17 protein-coding genes and 1 tRNA gene are annotated in these 18552 nt (G+C 42.0%); 16 read left to right on the top strand and 2 right to left on the bottom strand.

What is annotated here, in order from left to right; all coding sequences use genetic code 11:
* Positions 1–260: 260 nt before the first annotated feature.
* From ACFX4L_RS00915 to ACFX4L_RS00885, 7 genes are all read left to right on the top strand, one after another.
* Positions 261–1763 (top strand): tetratricopeptide repeat protein, encoded by a 1503-nt coding sequence (locus tag ACFX4L_RS00915; RefSeq protein WP_377403590.1) that lies wholly within the window; start codon positions 261–263, stop codon positions 1761–1763.
* A 102-nt stretch (positions 1764–1865) separates the two neighbouring features.
* Positions 1866–2813: a thioredoxin-disulfide reductase gene (trxB, locus tag ACFX4L_RS00910; RefSeq protein ID WP_061465560.1), complete on the top strand. Its 948-nt coding sequence runs from the start codon at positions 1866–1868 to the stop codon at positions 2811–2813.
* A gap of 554 nt (positions 2814–3367) precedes the next feature.
* Positions 3368–3826, top strand: coding sequence for an NUDIX hydrolase (locus tag ACFX4L_RS00905; RefSeq protein WP_061465559.1), 459 nt, complete (start codon positions 3368–3370; stop codon positions 3824–3826).
* 43 nt (positions 3827–3869) lie between these two features.
* The gene (gene rapZ / locus ACFX4L_RS00900; protein ID WP_061465558.1) at positions 3870–4769 is read left to right on the top strand and encodes an RNase adapter RapZ; all 900 of its coding nucleotides are present in this window, start codon (positions 3870–3872) and stop codon (positions 4767–4769) included.
* Positions 4759–5745: a gluconeogenesis factor YvcK family protein gene (locus tag ACFX4L_RS00895; protein ID WP_061465557.1), complete on the top strand. Its 987-nt coding sequence runs from the start codon at positions 4759–4761 to the stop codon at positions 5743–5745. Before rapZ ends, ACFX4L_RS00895 begins: the two co-directional genes overlap by 11 nt.
* Before the next feature lie 66 nt (positions 5746–5811).
* The gene (gene whiA, locus ACFX4L_RS00890; RefSeq protein ID WP_377403587.1) at positions 5812–6765 is read left to right on the top strand and encodes a DNA-binding protein WhiA; all 954 of its coding nucleotides are present in this window, start codon (positions 5812–5814) and stop codon (positions 6763–6765) included.
* 20 nt (positions 6766–6785) lie between these two features.
* The gene (locus ACFX4L_RS00885) at positions 6786–7043 is read left to right on the top strand and encodes an HPr family phosphocarrier protein (protein WP_061465555.1); all 258 of its coding nucleotides are present in this window, start codon (positions 6786–6788) and stop codon (positions 7041–7043) included.
* Positions 7044–7153: 110 nt separating this feature from the next.
* On the opposite strand, the gene clpP is transcribed toward ACFX4L_RS00885, so the two are convergent.
* Positions 7154–7762: an ATP-dependent Clp endopeptidase proteolytic subunit ClpP gene (gene clpP / locus ACFX4L_RS00880; protein ID WP_061465554.1), complete on the bottom strand. Its 609-nt coding sequence runs from the start codon at positions 7760–7762 to the stop codon at positions 7154–7156.
* A 288-nt stretch (positions 7763–8050) separates the two neighbouring features.
* Here clpP and ACFX4L_RS00875 point away from each other — a divergent pair.
* The 9 genes from ACFX4L_RS00875 (at position 8051) to eno (ending at position 17357) form a co-directional block, all read left to right on the top strand.
* A tRNA-Arg gene (locus ACFX4L_RS00875) sits at positions 8051–8122 on the top strand.
* A gap of 330 nt (positions 8123–8452) precedes the next feature.
* Positions 8453–9790, top strand: coding sequence for an RNA polymerase factor sigma-54 (gene rpoN, locus ACFX4L_RS00870; RefSeq protein WP_317777141.1), 1338 nt, complete (start codon positions 8453–8455; stop codon positions 9788–9790).
* Positions 9791–9795: 5 nt separating this feature from the next.
* The gene (locus tag ACFX4L_RS00865; protein ID WP_377380817.1) at positions 9796–10047 is read left to right on the top strand and encodes a glutaredoxin family protein; all 252 of its coding nucleotides are present in this window, start codon (positions 9796–9798) and stop codon (positions 10045–10047) included.
* A 140-nt stretch (positions 10048–10187) separates the two neighbouring features.
* Entirely contained in the window at positions 10188–11222 is a 1035-nt protein-coding gene (locus ACFX4L_RS00860) for a sugar-binding transcriptional regulator (RefSeq protein WP_377403584.1), read from the top strand.
* Positions 11223–11254: 32 nt separating this feature from the next.
* The gene (gene gap / locus ACFX4L_RS00855) at positions 11255–12262 is read left to right on the top strand and encodes a type I glyceraldehyde-3-phosphate dehydrogenase (RefSeq protein ID WP_061465552.1); all 1008 of its coding nucleotides are present in this window, start codon (positions 11255–11257) and stop codon (positions 12260–12262) included.
* A gap of 248 nt (positions 12263–12510) precedes the next feature.
* Complete coding sequence (locus ACFX4L_RS00850) at positions 12511–13695, top strand: phosphoglycerate kinase (protein ID WP_284469279.1); 1185 nt, start codon at positions 12511–12513, stop codon at positions 13693–13695.
* A 45-nt stretch (positions 13696–13740) separates the two neighbouring features.
* A complete protein-coding gene (gene tpiA, locus ACFX4L_RS00845) occupies positions 13741–14502 on the top strand; it encodes a triose-phosphate isomerase (RefSeq protein WP_377380809.1) in 762 nt (253 codons plus the stop codon).
* The gene (gene gpmI, locus ACFX4L_RS00840; protein WP_284469280.1) at positions 14495–16030 is read left to right on the top strand and encodes a 2,3-bisphosphoglycerate-independent phosphoglycerate mutase; all 1536 of its coding nucleotides are present in this window, start codon (positions 14495–14497) and stop codon (positions 16028–16030) included. Before tpiA ends, gpmI begins: the two co-directional genes overlap by 8 nt.
* Positions 16031–16061: 31 nt before the next feature.
* Complete coding sequence (eno, locus tag ACFX4L_RS00835) at positions 16062–17357, top strand: phosphopyruvate hydratase (protein WP_089361936.1); 1296 nt, start codon at positions 16062–16064, stop codon at positions 17355–17357.
* Positions 17358–17724: 367 nt separating this feature from the next.
* Here the strand turns inward: eno and ACFX4L_RS00830 are convergent, their stop codons facing one another.
* Complete coding sequence (locus tag ACFX4L_RS00830; protein ID WP_377380804.1) at positions 17725–18549, bottom strand: M15 family metallopeptidase; 825 nt, start codon at positions 18547–18549, stop codon at positions 17725–17727.
* Positions 18550–18552: the final 3 nt, after the last annotated feature.

The raw sequence follows: 18552 nt of genomic DNA, 5'->3' as shown, positions 1-18552 counted from the left end.
GTGTTGCTTTGTTCGGGAACATAATTAATGAAAGAGATATTTTCCAACCCCTTTTGTCTACTAACTGTGCCCTCCGTCAATAGGAGGGCTTTATTTGTATTAACGACTAATCTTGACTCCCCATTTGACTAGGAAGATACTTAAATTTTTTCTTAAAGAAAGCATGGGAATTTCTATTTTCCATTTTCTTGAATTGTTCGGCAAATTTAGTCCAATATGTTATAATACTATGGTTAATCAACTTGTAGATGGAGGATTACATGAGTAAAGACTCTAAATTTGGACAACAGGCAAAAATTCTAACTTTTCACCCAACAGGTGAGTATTATTTCACCAAGGGTTTAAAAGCTTATCATAGACGTGAACTACCTAAATCAAAAAAATACCTGGAACGTGCGCTGGAACTTGAACCTGCAGAACCGATGATAGCCTGTCAATTGGCAATTACATGCTCGGAAATCGGTGAATATAATTATTCAAACAACCTCTTGGAAAACATCTTGGATGTGATGGATCCCTATATGTCGGAATGTCATTACTTCCTGGCAAATAATTATGCCCACTTAGGCATGTTCAAGGAGGCATACCGTCACGCCAGTGCTTATCTTGATAAAGAAGAAGACGGGGAGTTCAGCGATGACGCGGAAGATCTGCTTGAACTGATAACTTTTGAGTCGGATGAGTCAGAAGAAAATCCCTTTAAGCATGATGGGCTCATCACCAAACAGGAAAAAGCCCGCGAGTATCTGGAGTCAGGGAATTTCCCGAAGGCTATCGAAGTACTGAAAGAAACGATTGCCGAATACGAGGATTACTGGTCCGCTTATAATAACCTGGCACTTGCCTATTTCTATCTCGGCCAAGTAAATGAAGCCTTTGAAACACTGGATGGGGTACTGGAAAAAAGTCCGGGAAACCTGCATGCGCTTTGTAACCTTGTTGTTTTTCATCATTATCAACAGGATGAAGAGAAGGTTGAAGAGCTCATACAGATGCTGGAGAAAATTCGGCCGATGCTATCCGAACATCGTTTCAAGCTTGGAGCGACCTTCGCATTGATCGGAAATTACGCATCTGCATATAAATGGCTGAAAGTATTGCAAAAGCAGGGATTCGAGGGAGATGGGACCTTCTATTATTGGCTTACTATTTCCGCTTTCCACTTGGGTCATGAACAGGCTGCCAGAAAGGCATGGAAAAAGGTCGTGGAAATGAACCCTGAAAAGGAAGGCATGGAGCCATGGGGAGATATGAATGCGACTTCAGATGGTTTTGAACATCATTTTCCTTCTATTTTAAAAAGGCTGGAAAGCGAATTCATTGAGGAAAGGCTGTTTGCCATTTTCCTTCTGAAGCATTCCGTCCATAAACAGAAGCTACTGAAAAACCAGGTCCTAAACCTAAATCAGAATTTCACTGATTTGGAACGTGATTATGCAGATCTTGTGCAAGCTCCTGCTAAAGATCGCCAATTAACACCGGTTGATTTTGCCGATCGCACAGCTGAGTTATTATATCAGCATTTCCAACCGATACAATTAGATGAAGCCGGACTCTATTTAATGTGGTTTTCCGTCTTTATCGAGGCGGTGAAATCCGAGCAGAAGCTAAACAATCCAGCAGGCTGGGCATCTGCGGTGGAGTACGTGTGGAATCAGCTTAAAAATGAGAAGGCAAGCAAACAGGCAATCGCGGACAAACATTTCATATCTGTGTCCACCTTATCGAAGTACGTAAAATTGGTTCAAACCCTTCTGGGGTGAGCATATATTTGGACGAAAAATTATTTGTTATATAGGATAATGGGTAGGGAACACTAACCGTAGTGAAGGTTCCATTGTAATGGAATATGGAGGAGTGAGAACATGTCTGAAAAAATTTATGACGTTGTTATTATTGGTGCTGGTCCTGCAGGGATGACGGCGGCTGTCTATACATCACGTGCGAACCTTTCAACATTGATGTTAGAACGCGGAGTACCTGGCGGGCAAATGGCCAATACAGAGGAAGTTGAAAATTATCCTGGTTTTGACACAATTCTCGGACCTGAACTTTCAACGAAAATGTTTGACCATGCAAAGAAATTCGGTGCGGAATATGCTTATGGGGACGTTAAGGAAATCATTGACGGTGAAGAGTATAAAACGATCAAAGCCGGTTCCAAGGAATTTAAAGCACGTTCAATCATTATTTCATCGGGTGCCGAATACAAGAAAATCGGCGTTCCTGGCGAAAAGGAATTGGGCGGCCGCGGTGTATCGTATTGTGCTGTTTGTGATGGTGCATTTTTCAAGCAAAAGGAACTGTTCGTTATCGGCGGCGGAGACTCTGCTGTTGAAGAGGGAGTGTACTTGACCCGTTTTGCTTCAAAAGTGACGATCGTCCACAGACGTGAAGAACTTCGTGCTCAAAAGATTCTTCAAGATCGTGCATTTGCCAATGAGAAAATTAACTTCATCTGGAATCATACTTTGAAGGAAATCAATGAAAAAGGCGGTAAAGTCGGCGGTGTCACTCTAGTTTCCACTGTAAACGGAGAAGAGACAGTGATGGATGCAGACGGTGTATTCATTTATATCGGAATGCTTCCTCTAACTAAACCATTTGAGAACTTGGGCATCTTGAATGCTGCAGGCTATGTTGAAACGAATGATCGGATGGAGACACACGTCCCGGGTATTTTTGCAGCTGGTGACGTTCGTGAAAAAACATTGCGCCAAATCGTTACAGCTACAGGGGATGGAAGCATTGCTGCTCAATCCGCTCAGCATTATGTTGAGGAACTTCAAGAAAAATTGCAACCAAAGGCTTGATTGCACAAAAGTTTCACACTTCGTAATTCGGTTTTAACGATGTTGTAACACGTGTGAAATAATGATTGTGTATAGTATGGGTAGAAAGTTGACCCCCTTTAATTATAAACGTTTGAGGACACAGATTAAGTATCTGTGTCCTTTTTTTTTGTGTCCTGCTTTAAGACTATATCTTTAGTGCCGATTTTTAGGTAAATTTTAATGATTGGAATGTGAAGTTAGGCATCTCTTTGAATTTAGGCAGGGAAAGTGGAGAAGAATAGGAGTTAAGCAGGAGATAAAGACTTACTCAGTGATTCCTTGCGAATGAATATTCCCCCAATGCAGGAAGTTTCCTTTATTGTTAGCTCATTTCAAAAATAGTATAATGATAAGATATACTAAACATATCTGTCAAAAGGTAATAAGATGTAAAATACAACTTGTTTGAACTATTAGCATTTGAGAATCGCCAAATGGATATCTAACGGCGGTTTAATGATATAAACTGAATCTCTTCAAGCAGAAGGGGGAAGGTTTCTATAGTCGAGCAGAGGCCAATTGAGGTGAAGAACGTGCAACGTGTCACAAACTGTGTATTGATTAAGGATGATCAAATCCTCTTATTGAAAAAACCTAGACGCGGATGGTGGGTAGCTCCAGGCGGCAAGATGGAGCCTGGGGAATCTGTACGTGATGCTTGTATTAGAGAATATCGCGAAGAAACAGGAGTTTATTTGAAAAACCCTTCCATAAAAGGTATTTTCACCTTCATTATGAAGGACGGGGATAAAGTTTTGTCAGAGTGGATGATGTTCACTTTCTTTGCGACGGATTCAGATGGTGTCAATGTGGATGTTTGTGAAGAAGGGGAACTTAGCTGGCATCCGGTTGATGATGTTAAAAAGCTGAAAATGGCTGAGGGTGATTTTCATATTCTGGACTATATGGTCCATGGAAGTGGAATCATTTATGGAACGTTTACCTATACGCCTGAGTTTAAGTTACTCTCTTATCGATTGGATCCAGGTTAATATTCAATATAAAAAAGATTGCTATATATGGGGGCGGAGAACTATGAGTACAGGGGAGATTAATGAAACGCAATTGGTCATCATAACCGGAATGTCAGGAGCAGGTAAGACAGTGGCGGTTCAAAGTTTTGAAGACCTGGGCTTTTTTTGCGTCGATAATTTGCCGCCCACGCTATTGCCAAAGTTTTTGGAGTTAATGAAGGACTCCGGGAATAAGATGAATAAAGTGGCTCTTGTCATGGACTTGAGGGGGAGGGAGTTTTTTGATTCCTTATTTCTTGCACTGGATAAATTAACGGAATCAGCGGCAGTATCACCAAGAATCCTTTTTCTTGAAGCTGATGATGATTCTTTGGTACGCAGGTATAAGGAAACGAGAAGGACCCATCCCCTTGCTCCATTAGGCAGGCCATTGGAAGGCATTAAAATGGAACGGGAACTATTGGACGAACTAAAGGGAAGAGCTCAGCTGATCTTTAATACTTCACAACTGAAACCGCGCGAATTGAGGGAGAAAATCGCTTCGGAATTTTCTGCGGATAAATGTGTAGGTTTCACAGTCAATGTCATGTCCTTCGGGTTCAAGCATGGTCTGCCAATAGATGCCGACCTTGTGTTTGATGTACGTTTCCTGCCAAATCCATATTATATTGACCATATGAGGCCAAAGACTGGATTGGAACAGGAAGTATCGAGTTACGTTTTAAAATGGAGTGAGACTCAAAAGTTCTTGGAAAAGGTGACCGATCTGCTTGCCTTCATGCTTCCACATTATAAACGTGAAGGGAAAGCACAGCTTGTAGTTGCGATTGGGTGTACAGGCGGTCAGCATCGTTCTGTAGCATTGACGGAGTATATTTCAAACCACTTCAAAAAGGATTACAGCGTTCAAATATCTCATCGTGATATCGAAAAAAGTAAGGGGAAAGCAGATGTTAGATAATAAGAAACAACCTAAGGTTGTGATCATTGGAGGGGGAACCGGCCTTCCCGTTTTGTTAAGGGGTTTAAAGAAGCATCCAGTGGATATAACGGCGATCGTCACTGTAGCAGATGATGGCGGAAGTTCGGGTCGCCTTCGCGAGGACATGGATATCCCCGCGCCAGGTGATATTCGTAACGTTCTAGCAGCGTTATCGGATGTAGAGCCTCTTGTTGAACAAATGTTTCAACATCGCTTTCAGAGTAAAAATGAGCTATCCGGGCATTCGCTGGGGAATTTGATCCTGGCGGCAATGACCTCGTTGACCGGAGATTTTGTCCATGCTATCCAGGAAATGAGTAAATTCCTTAATGTCCGTGGTAAAGTGCTTCCGGCTGCCAACCAAAGTGTGGTTCTCCATGCGGAGATGGATGACGGAACGATTGTTACAGGAGAATCCAAGATCCCCTTTTCAGGAAAGAAAATAAAAAAAGTATTCCTGTCTCCTCAGCATATAAGGCCGCTCAGTGAAACTCTTCAGGAAATTAAGCATGCAGATCTTATTGTCATTGGTCCAGGAAGCTTATATACTAGCATTCTGCCTAACTTACTTGTCCCGGGCCTAGGGGAAGAAGTTGGCCGCTCCAAGGCTAAGAAGGTGTACATTTGCAATTTAATGACACAAGCCGGCGAGACGTTGGATTATAGCGCAAGCGATCATATAAAAGCTATATATGACCATATGGGAAATGCATATATTGACAGGATACTGGTTAATAATGAGGAAATACCGACTGAGATTCAGCAACGTTATCAAGCTGAATATGCCAAACCGGTCATGTATGATGTGGAAAGTTTAAAACGGATGGGTCTTGAAATCATACAAGAACGCATTTTCAGCTATGAAGGGAATGTAATACGCCATGACACGAAAAAAGTGGCGGATTTGCTTTATAATATGCTTGTAAATGAAACAAAAAGCCACATTGTTCCGTAGATATAAGCGGGGACGGTTTTTTGATTGATAAAATAGATTACCTGCGTTCGATTGGGGGTGAAATGGATGTCTTTTGCTTCAGAAACGAAAAAGGAGCTTACTACATTAGAGGGAAAGGATTGCTGCGGAAAAGCGGAATTGTGTGCGCTTATCCGGATGAACGGATCCCTTTCATTTTCTAATCGGAAGCTTGTCGTGGATATTCAAACTGAGAATGCTGCGATTGCCAGAAGGATTTATACGCTGCTGAAAAAAAGTTATGAGGTCCAGGTCGAGCTTTTGGTCCGTAAAAAGATGAAGCTTAAAAAAAATAATGTTTATATTGTCAGGATGTCATCTGGAGGGCAGCGGGTTTTAACTGATTTGGAAATTTTAGGCGACGGCTTTGAAATTCTCCATGTTATATCCGACACTATTGTTGGGAAGAAATGCTGTAAGCGTTCATACCTAAGAGGTGCATTCCTTGCGGGGGGATCGGTGAATAATCCGGAAACGTCTTCCTATCACCTTGAGATTTTCTCACTTTATAAAGAGCACAATGATGCCCTTTGTGAGCTAATGAATAAGTTTGGCTTGAAGGCCAAGACGCTTGAACGCAAAAAAGGGTACATCATTTATTTGAAAGAAGCCGAAAAGATCGCTGAGTTTTTAAGCATAGTCGGTGCCCATTCAGCCTTATTAAGATTCGAGGATGTACGGATTGTCCGTGATATGCGTAATTCAGTAAATCGACTTGTGAATTGTGAAACAGCCAATTTGAACAAAACGATTGGTGCCTCATTGCGCCAGGTTGAAAATATCCATTACATTGAGGATACGGTAGGACTAAGCATTTTACCGGATAAGCTTCGGGAAATTGCGGAGCTTAGGATAGCATTTCAGGATATAACCTTAAAGGAACTTGGAGAAATGGTATCAGGAGGAAACATCAGTAAGTCAGGGATTAATCACCGATTACGCAAGATTGATGAAATAGCTGACAGGCTCCGTGGGGGAGAGGCTATTGCTGCGAAAAAATAAAGCTAACAGGGGAGATCAAGATGGTGGAAAAACAAGTTGAAGTAAAACTGAAAACAGGTTTGCAAGCCCGGCCGGCCGCTCTTTTTGTACAAGAAGCTAACCGCTTTCATTCGGATGTTTTTCTAGAAAAAGAAGGAAAAAAAGTGAATGCGAAAAGTATCATGGGATTAATGAGCCTTGCCATCAGTTCTGGCGTGTCCGTTAAGTTAATCGTCGAAGGACGCGATGAAAAGGAAGCAATAGAGGCATTGGAAGAGTTCATTCAGCAAGAGGGGTAAAATAAGAGGATGCCAAAAGTGCATCCTTTTCTTTTATGATTTTTTACATTATGTGAAAAAAGGCTCCGAAAGTCGCTTAAAACGACTTTCGGAGCCTTTTGTATCATTTTTTATTTAGAGTCTTTTTTGTCATCAAGAATGCTGCGCGTGATGACTTTGTCAATCAAGCCATATTCAAGAGCTCTTTCGGAAGTCATGAAGTTATCACGTTCCGTATCTCTTTGAAGGACTTCAATAGGTTGACCAGTACGTTCTGCCAAGATTTGGTTCAGCTTATCTTTCAAGTGAAGGATACGGCGGGCAGCAATTTCAATTTCCGTTGCTTGACCTTGGGCTCCTCCAAGTGGTTGGTGAATCATGACTTCACTGTTCGGCAACGCATAACGTTTGCCCTTTTCACCAGCGGCCAATAGGAATGCACCCATGGAAGCGGCCATACCGATGCATACAGTGGATACATCAGGTTTGATATACTGCATAGTATCGTAAATGGCCATACCGGAAGTGATGCTTCCACCTGGGCTGTTGATGTATAAAGTGATATCTTTTTCAGGATTTTCCGCTTCTAAAAATAGTAATTGAGCAACAATTGAGTTGGAAACATTATCGTCAATTCCACTTCCTAGCATAATGATCCGGTCTTTTAATAAACGGGAGTAAATATCGTAGGCACGCTCCCCACGACTTGTTTGTTCGATAACTGTAGGAATTAAATTCATGTTCATTTCCTCCTTCGATTAAGAGAATCATTTAAATTCTTTATGTATGTATGATACACTTTTTGGTCAATTTAGGTCAAACAAAACAAACCCTATAATGGATAATTTGTTCGACAATTTTCTGGCAAGTCTCCTTCCCGAATAGATTTATTTATAATTATGCCGCACAGGGATGAATTTCCACATTACCCATAATACCCAAAAGGTGAAGTTTTAAACCTGATAACCCTTGCAAAGGATGGGATTCTATCATATAATGAAGTCTGTCGAAAAAAGATTTTCTATTTCGCCCTCGTAGTGCAACGGATAGAACGCAAGCCTCCGAAGCTTGAAATGCAGGTTCGATTCCTGCCGAGGGCATTACCAATCTCCTGCTTAATAAAGTGGGGGATTTTTTATTGGTCAATTCAATTAGAAGACATCAAATGGTTCCTTGCGATTTTTGATGGATTTACTCGATTTCCGTAAAATTCCATCGAATCATGGTATTTCACTCCCATGCCTCAGAATATTCGCCCCTACCATTGAAAAATGGTGATTTTTCAGTAAAAGTAGTTGTGAAAATCGCATTTCTAACATATAGTATTTAAAACAAATACACTATTCAGAAAAAAACGTAAGCGTTTTCATGGGTTTTTGTGTAGAATTTTCTCCTGATAATGTAAAATGGAGTGGGGGAGGGATGAATCGATGAGTATGAATATGAAAGCAGGACTTTTTCAACAGCAAACATTAAAGATGGCAATGACCCAGGAGCTTATGCAAGCAATTACATTGCTGCAATACTCCTCACAGGAGCTATCGGCATTCTTAGAAGATAAAATGGTGGAAAATCCATTACTGTCCCTAGATCAGCCAACATCTTCTTTATTTCAGCCAACCTTTGACCGAAAAAAGGGAAAACGGACTCTTAAAAATACGTATGATGCCAACTATTGGATTGAACAGATCAGTGAAGATACACTATCGCTTGAACAGCATGTCATGTCCCAGGTGAATCACCAGCAACTTTCCGGTGAGCAGCAGAAGGCGATGCTACTATTAATTCATAATCTTGATGAAAACGGTTACTTAAGGACTCAGCTGGAGGATATATGTGTTCCAGGCATATCTTCAGTCGTTTTGGAAGAGAGCCTTTCGATTTTACAGCAGCTAGAGCCGCATGGAATTGCAGCTAGGAATCTTCAAGAGTGCCTTTTACTTCAGGTAAAAGCAGAAGGGATGAATTTGCTGGCAGAATCGATCATAGAAAATCATTTCCTCGATTTTGCTGAAAAGCGTTGGAAGGACTTAAGTAAGAAAATCGGTGTTACAATGAAGGAGATTCAAGAAGTCTTTGATTATGTCCAGACGTTGAACCCGCGTCCAGCTTCACTCTTTTTTCAGGAAAAACCTTCTTATATAGTGCCGGATGTGGTCGTGGAAGTTCGTGATGGGGTACTGCTTGTGGGGAATTATGATGGCAACTCACCAAATCTTAATGTGGATAAAGGGTATTTGAACCGAATGAAGAGCCATAAGGACCAGGGAGTGCAAAAGTTCATCCAGGATAAGTGGCAGGAATATCAATGGATCTCTAGAGGGATACAACAGAGAAAAGAAACGATATTGAAGGTTATTCAGTGCATCGTCGAAAAACAGCCGGCGTGCTTTCGTCATGGCCTTAACCATTTGAAGCCGATGACGATGAAAGAAGTCGCCGACGAGATTGGTATACATGAATCCACAGTTAGCAGGGCCGTTAAAGGAAAATACGTGCAGACACCATTTGGCACAATAGAGATGCGGATATTTTTCACTACTTCTTTACAGTCAGTCGGCCTTGATGAGGATATGTCGGGCATGCAAGCAAAAAAGGGCCTGCAGGCAGCCATCAATGGTGAAAATAAACAAAAGCCGCTTTCGGATCAAGATTTGGCAGAACGATTGAAAGTGGAGCATGGAATTATACTGGCGCGCCGAACGGTCGCCAAATACCGGGAACAATTAGGGATCCCTTCTTCATCTAAACGAAAAAGATATGATTGAAAAGGATGAGTGGTTTGGAATCAAATGCGTTTGTTTTATATAGTAGGGATAAATGCCCGTTATGTGATAAAGCCAAGCAGATACTTGAAGAAGTGAAATTCGAGTCAGGCATAGGGTATAGGGAAATCGATATCCATACCGATGATGATTTGGTTGAGAAATTCGGATTGATGATCCCTGTTGTAGAATGGAAAGATGATATCGTTCAATTTGGAAATGTTGATAAATTAGCTCTAAATAGGCTTTTCGAAAAATAATTTTTCAAATCATTTGAAGAAACATTCCGTTCCTGCTAGAATAAAATATGTAGCAGGAATATTTTTTTTGGTGTAAGTGGGACAGAAAACGACTACGTGGGACATTATGTGTCCAACTTAACTATTTAGGAGTTTTAAATATGCGTACATTACTCGAGGTACAAAGAAAATTATTACCTGATTTCCTTATGGCTATGCAAAAAAGATATGATATCCTGCGTTATATCAAAATGATGCAGCCAGTTGGAAGGCGAAGTCTGGCCGTGAGCCTTAATTTGACTGAGCGGACGCTTAGAAGCGAGGTTGATTTTCTGAAAAGTCAGAACCTGGTTAACATATTCAGTTCTGGTATGACGCTGACTGATGAAGGGATTGAAATCCTGGATAAGTTAGAAGGAATAATGCGTGAAGTAATGGGTATAGACATAATGGAGCGGCAATTGCAGGATTTGTTACAAGTGGATGAGGTCATTATTGTCTCAGGAAATTGTGACGAAACCCCATGGGTGAAAAAAGAATTGGGTAAAGCTTGTGCAAACCGTATGAAACGAGAATGGAACTCAAAAAATATCATTGCGGTTACTGGTGGATCGACAATGGCCGAAGTGGCTAATTCGTTGTCACCTGATGAGGCTTCCAAGAAATTGACATTTGTCCCAGCCCGCGGGGGAATTGGTGAAGCAGTGCAGAACCAGGCTAATACGATTGTCGAAAGAATGGCACAGAAGGCGCAGGCCTCTTACAGAGTGTTATATGTACCCGATCAATTAAGCGGTGAGGTTTATGCTTCCTTCATGAAGGAACCTGCAATTAAAGAAGTGATTTCCCAAATCAAATCTGCCGATATGATCATTCATGGAATTGGTGATGCCATGGCGATGGCAGAGAGAAGAAATTCTTCGCCAGAAATGTTAAAGAAGCTGTTAGATGGAAATGCTGTAGGAGAAGCATTCGGTTATTACTACGATGAAAACGGAAAAGTTGTTCATAAGGTTTTGACAGTCGGAATCCAGTTAGATGATCTTAGCCCTGAAAAGCGAGTGATAACTGTGGCAGGTGGAAAAACTAAAGCTAAGGCTATCCGTTCTTACATGAAAGGCGCACCTTCATCGACCGTTTTGATAACGGATGAAGCGGCAGCCCAAGAGTTAATTCAGGGGAATTACACCCCTTAATATATTTGTGAACTTAAAAGGAGGAATTTTTCATGGCAGTAAAAGTTGGAATTAATGGTTTTGGACGTATTGGACGTAATGTATTTCGTGCAGCATTGAGTAATCCTGAGGTAGAGATTGTTGCTATTAACGACTTAACGGATGCTAATATGTTAGCGCACCTTCTTCAATATGATTCAATTCATGGATCTCTTAATGAAAAAGTAACGGTTGATGGGGATTACCTTGTTGTTGATGGGCATAAAGTCAAAGTATTGGCTGAACGTGATCCTGCACAATTAGCATGGGGTGAACTGGGAGTAGAAGTAGTAGTTGAATCTACAGGACGTTTCACAAAACGTGCGGATGCTGCAAAACATTTAGAAGCTGGCGCGAAAAAAGTAATCATTTCGGCTCCTGCATCAGATGAAGACATCACAATCGTCATGGGTGTAAACGAAGAAAAATATGATGCAGCAAACCACCATGTAATCTCTAATGCTTCTTGTACAACGAACTGCTTAGCACCATTTGCTAAAGTGCTTCAAGAACAATTCGGAATTAAACGCGGTATGATGACGACTGTTCACTCATATACAAATGATCAGCAAATCCTTGATTTGCCTCATAAAGATTATCGCCGTGCTCGGGCAGCGGCTGAGAATATCATTCCTACAACTACTGGGGCAGCAAAAGCTGTTGCACTTGTCCTTCCTGAACTTAAAGGGAAATTGAATGGTATGGCAATGCGTGTACCTACTCCAAACGTATCTGTTGTCGACCTTGTTGCAGAGCTTGAAAAAGACGTAACGGCTGAAGAAGTGAATGCAGCATTTAAAAAGGCTTCAGAAGGCGAACTTAAAGGAATTCTTGAGTACAGCGAACTTCCGCTAGTATCAGGTGACTATAACGGTAACCCAGCATCATCTACAATTGATGCCCTTTCCACAATGGTAATGGAAGGAAACATGGTTAAAGTATTATCTTGGTATGATAATGAAACAGGATATTCTAGCCGTGTTGTTGATTTAATCAACTATTTGGCTAAAAAAGGATTGTAATTAGAATAATAAAAAAAACCTCACCAAAGTGAGGTTTTTTTTATCACACCTCTAAAAAAACTTGGCAGAAGATGATATTATAAGTTAGTCATTAATCAGTCAAGCGTTTACATTTCTTGTTTTTGGATAATTTCCTTTAAACCGACTATAATGAAAAAGAGAAAAGGGGAGTTGGGATATTTACCCTCTCCCTTTTTGATTAAAAGAATCAAAAATATGAAAACAATATCTAAGGAGGTTCTTGGATTATGAATAAAAAGTCGATTAGAGATATTGAGTTAAAGGGGAAACGCGTATTTTGCCGTGTTGATTTCAACGTGCCGATGCAGGGCGGAAAGATTTCGGATGATACGAGAATCAAAGCTGCACTGCCGACGATTTCCTATCTGACGGAACAAGGCGCTAAAGTCATTTTAGCCAGCCACCTTGGCCGTCCTAAAGGACAAGTCGTTGAAGAATTACGTTTAGCTCCTGTTGCGGAAAGACTAAGTGAACTTAGTGGCAAAGATGTGCAAAATGCTCAAGAAGCTTATGGTGAGTCCGTTCAATCAATCATTGATAACATGGGAAATGGTGAGATCTTGCTGTTGGAGAACGTTCGTTTCTACCCGGGGGAAGAGAAGAACGATCAAGAATTGGCGAAGTCATTTGCTGCACTGGCGGATGTTTATGTAAATGATGCATTCGGAGCTGCACACCGTGCACATGCGTCAACTGAAGGGATAGCACACCATCTTCCAGCTGTTGCCGGATTACTGATGGAAAAGGAACTTTCTGTGCTGGGAAAAGCCCTATCCAACCCAGAACGCCCTTTCACAGCTATAATTGGCGGAGCAAAAGTAAAGGATAAGATAGGCGTTATCGAAAACCTTTTGGAAAATGTCGATCACTTGATTATTGGTGGTGGACTAGGTTATACATTTATTAAAGCACAAGGTCACGAAATCGGTAATTCTTTATTGGAAGAAGACAAAATAGAATTGGCCAAATCTTTCATCGAAAGTGCAAAGGAAAAAGGCGTAAAATTGCATTTGCCTATTGATGCAGTTGTAGCAGCTGAATTCTCACCTGATGCAGAATCAGAGAATGTTGATATCGATGCTATTCCAAATGATAAAATGGCTTTGGATATCGGTCCAAAAACTAGTGAATTATTTGCGGATGTAATTAAAGGTTCCAAGCTTGTCATATGGAATGGACCGATGGGTGTATTCGAGTTCGATAAGTTTGCGAATGGAACGAGAACGGTTGCTGAAGCATTGGCGGAAGCAAAAGATACGTACAGTATTGTAGGCGGAGGGGATTCTGCTGCAGCTGCTGAAAAGTTTGGATTGGCTGAAAAGATGTCCCATATTTCAACTGGCGGCGGTGCATCTCTTGAGTTCATGGAAGGCAAAGAATTGCCTGGCGTTGTGGCCTTGAACGATAAATAAGCGTTAACCGTTACATATTTCAACTTTAGAAGGGATGAGAAACCAATGCGTAAACCGATTATTGCAGGAAACTGGAAAATGAATAAAACACTATCTGAAGCGACTGCCTTTTTAGAAGAAGTGAACAATCTGATTCCGAAGCAAGATTTAATCGATACGGTTGTATGTGCTCCAGCTTTGTTTCTGGATCAACTGGTTAAAACAGCAAAAGGAACCGATGTGAAAATTGGGGCGCAGAACATGCACTTTGAAGAAAGTGGTGCTTTCACAGGAGAAATCAGTCCAATCGCTTTAGCTGATCTGGGTGTAACCTATGTAATTCTTGGCCATTCCGAACGCCGGGAAATGTTCAACGAAACGGATGAAGGCGTTAATAAAAAAGCGCATGCCGCTTTTGCCCATCAGTTAACCCCTATCGTTTGTTGCGGTGAAACACTTGAGCAAAGGGAAGCGGGCGAAACGAATGATTTCGTTGGAAGCCAGATTGAAAATGGCTTGGCGGGATTATCTGAAGATCAATTAAAACAAACCGTCATTGCCTATGAGCCTATTTGGGCGATTGGAACAGGGAAATCGTCTTCTGCTCAAGATGCAAATGAAGTTTGTGCACATATTCGCTCAGTTGTGGCTGACAAGTTTTCAAATGAAGCGGCTGCAGCCATCCGCATTCAGTACGGTGGCAGTGTAAAACCTGAGAATATTAAAGAGTACATGGCACAGCCTGATATTGACGGTGCGTTGGTAGGCGGGGCAAGCTTGAAAACCGATTCCTTTTTACAATTGCTGGAGGCTGGTCACTATGAGTAAGTCGCCTGTGGCACTTATCATCTTAGACGGTTTTGGCTGCCGTGGTGAAGAAAAAGGAAATGCTGTTTTTCATGCGAAAAAACCGAACTTTGACCGTTATTGGGAACAGTATCCGCATTCCCATTTAACTGCAAGCGGGGAAGCTGTCGGTTTGCCTGCCGGTCAAATGGGGAACTCCGAAGTGGGGCATTTGAATATTGGGGCAGGACGGATCGTTTATCAAAGTCTTACCCGTGTGAACCTGGCAATCCGTGAAGGTGAGTTTGCAGAAAATCCAACTTTGGTCGATGCCATGAGCCATACCAAGAAAAAAGGCACGGACCTTCACCTTTTCGGCCTTCTTTCAGATGGCGGCGTACACAGTCATATTGAACATATGTATGCCCTGCTGAAATTGGCCGCAAAAGAAGGAGTTAAAAATGTATATGTACATGCATTTTTAGATGGACGTGATGTCGGACCGAAAACGGCGCAAGGTTATATTAAGGAAGCGGAAGCGAAAATGAAGGAAATCGGTGTCGGTCAGTTTGCGACCATTTCCGGAAGATATTATTCGATGGACCGTGATAAACGGTGGGAACGTGTGGAGAAATCCTACCGTTCGATGGTGTATGGTGATGGACCTGCTTACTCTTCAGCTATGGAATGTGTCGAGGACTCCTACGAACATGGCATTTTTGACGAGTTCGTGATACCTTCAGTCATAACGGCGGAAGACGGTAAACCGGTGGCAACGATTAAAGATGATGATGCCGTTATCTTTTATAACTTCCGTCCAGACCGGGCGATCCAGATTTCCAATACGTTCACGAATGAGGACTTTCGCTCATTTGACCGCGGTCCTGGACATCCGTTGCACCTCCATTTTGTATGCTTGACACATTTTTCAGAAACAGTTGACGGATATGTTGCTTTTAAGCCGACAAATCTTGATAATACATTAGGGGAAGTACTTTCCCAAAACCAGCTTACCCAGCTTCGTATCGCTGAAACTGAAAAATACCCGCATGTGACGTTTTTCATGAGCGGCGGACGTGAAGAGAAGTTTCCTGGTGAAGAGAGGATTTTAATTAATTCTCCGAAAGTCGCTACATATGATTTACAACCGGAAATGAGTGCTTATGAAGTGACGGATGCATTAGTGGAACAAATTGAGGCTGACCGTTTCGATGCGATCCTTCTGAATTTCGCCAACCCGGACATGGTTGGTCATTCAGGGATGCTTGAGCCTACCATTAAAGCGATTGAAACCGTGGATGAATGCCTAGGCAGGATCGTCGATTTAATCGTCTCAAAAGGCGGTACAGCAATCATTACAGCTGATCATGGCAATGCTGATGAAGTCGTAACGCTTGAAGGCGACCCCATGACAGCCCATACAACGAATCCCGTGCCTGTCATTATCACTAAAAATCAGGTAACATTAAGAACAGGTGGTATCCTAGGTGATTTAGCTCCAACGATGCTTGATTTGCTTGGAGTCGAAAAACCTGTTGAAATGACAGGGAAATCCCTATTATCTAAATAAAAATTGTGAATTGGAAAAGGAGAGATTTATAATGCCGTACATCGAACATGTATATGCACGCGAAGTGCTTGATTCCCGTGGTAATCCAACAGTAGAAGTAGAAATCCAAACAGAGTCCGGATATTTCGGACGTGCAATCGTACCATCAGGTGCTTCCACAGGAGAACACGAAGCGGTTGAGCTTCGTGACGGAGATAAATCTCGTTACCTGGGTAAAGGGGTACAAAAAGCAGTTGATAATGTAAATGAAATCATTGCTGACGCTGTCATTGGTTTGGATGTAACGAACCAAGCAGGCCTTGACCTTACTATGATTGAATTGGATGGTACTGAAAACAAAGGAAACTTGGGAGCTAATGCAATTCTTGGTGTATCAATGGCTGCTGCCCATGCCGCTGCTGAATTTTCAGGTTTACCATTGTATCGTTATCTTGGAGGATTCAATGCGAAACAACTTCCGACTCCAATGATGAACATCATTAACGGCGGATCACATGCCGATAACAATGTTGACTTCCAGGAATTCATGATCCTTCCTGTAGGTGCCCCTAGCTTCAAAGAAGCCGTTCGTATGGGTGCTGAAGTATTTCATGCATTGAAATCAGTCCTTTCTGCTAAAGGCTTGAATACGGCTGTTGGCGATGAAGGCGGCTTTGCTCCAAACCTTGGATCAAACCGTGAAGCGCTACAAGTCATCATCGAGGCAATTGAAAAAGCAGGCTATAAAGCAGGCGAAGATATCTACCTTGGTATGGACGTAGCTTCATCTGAATTCTATAACAAAGAAACAGGCAAATATGATCTTGCAGGCGAAGGCCGCAATGGCGTTACATCCGAAGAAATGGTTGCTTTCTATGAAGAGCTAGTGAATGAGTTCCCGATTCTTTCCATCGAAGACGGCTTGGATGAAAATGACTGGGATGGCCACAAACTTCTAACTGAACGCATTGGTTCTAAAGTTCAATTAGTGGGTGACGATTTATTCGTAACGAACACGAAAAAATTGGCTGAAGGCATCGAAAAAGGCATCGGTAACTCGATCCTAATCAAAGTGAACCAAATTGGTACACTTACTGAAACGTTTGATGCAATCGAAATGGCGAAGCGCGCAGGCTACACTGCAGTCGTTTCCCACCGTTCAGGTGAAACGGAAGATGCAACAATCGCTGACATCGCCGTTGCAACAAACGCAGGCCAAATCAAAACGGGTTCCATGTCCCGTACAGACCGTATCGCTAAATACAACCAACTTCTTCGCATCGAAGACCAGCTTGGTGACTTGGCTGTATATGGCGGCTTGAAATCTTTCTATAACTTGAAGAAGTAATTATCTTGAATTCCGCTTCTGACGAGAAGCGGATGGATTCATTATAATAATTTCTTTTAACCTCCTATTCAATGTGGCAATCCGCATTTGAATAGGAGGTTTTTTTATGTTTATGGGGGGGAGTGTGCATTCAATATGGGACAGTCCTATTTGTTACCAAAACCTTATGAAGTCAGCGAAAGTGACTATGAAAGTACAGTCGCCTCCGGTTCATTTCGAACGGTTATCAAACCTTAAAGTCAATGCTTCATTAAGATGGGCTTGTTACAGCTTAGGCATGATTCCAGCTGGATTCAAGCCCATTTAATCAAACGTTTGATTAATAAAATCCAAGACAAAAAAAGGTGCCGCATATGGGCACCTTTTCTTATTTATTCGATACAGCTTTCACTGGCACGGCATTATAGTATTCTTCCAATGTACTCTTCGTTTCGAAAATTTCAGTTGCGGCTTCGACACCAACATAGCGGATGTGCCATGGTTCGTATTTATAGCCTGTGATGTTTTCCTTGCCTTCTGGATAGCGGATGATAAATCCGTATTCATGGGCATGCTCGGCAAGCCAGGTCGCTTCATTCGTGTCACCGAAGCAGTCTTGGGCAGCACATGCGCCGTCGTGGGTCGTAACATCAATCGCGAGACCCGTTTCATGCTCGCTTGTCCCAGGCATTGCACTGTAGGTCCTAGCTTTTTCTTCCCCGTCCTTAGCCACATAGTTATTAAAGACCGCGATTTGTGTTTGATGTGAACGGTATGCGGAAACACCGGCAAAGTGCATGTTTTCTTTTTCGGCAGCCTGGAACAATTTTTCAAGAGCCTTTCCCGCTTCTTTGCGCATCATTCTTTTTTCAATTTTATCTTGAAAGATGAAATCCACTTTTGGGTAGATAAGGTCCTCAGGTTTGTAATCTTCCGGCAGGCTGTATTGTTTATTGACAAGTACAGGTATGCTTTCCGGGTTGGCTAATGTCTGAAGGCCAGCCTGTGCGGGTTTAACCGTTTCATCAACTTCCACCTGGCGTTGGGCCGATTCATTTGAATCATTATTCTTATCAGTTTCTGTCTCCTTATCCTGGGAGCTCGGTTGTTCTTCTTTTGGCTCTTTTTTATCATCGCTGGTCAGGTCGAATGAACAGCCAGCCATCAGAATGAAAGATGATAGAGCGGTTGCTGCAAATATAGGTTTTAACATATG

Source organism: Peribacillus sp. YIM B13482, assembly GCF_042787975.1.
In the GTDB taxonomy this organism is placed as follows: domain Bacteria; phylum Bacillota; class Bacilli; order Bacillales; family DSM-1321; genus Peribacillus; species Peribacillus simplex_A.
This window is presented reverse-complemented; position numbering and strand designations above follow the sequence as displayed.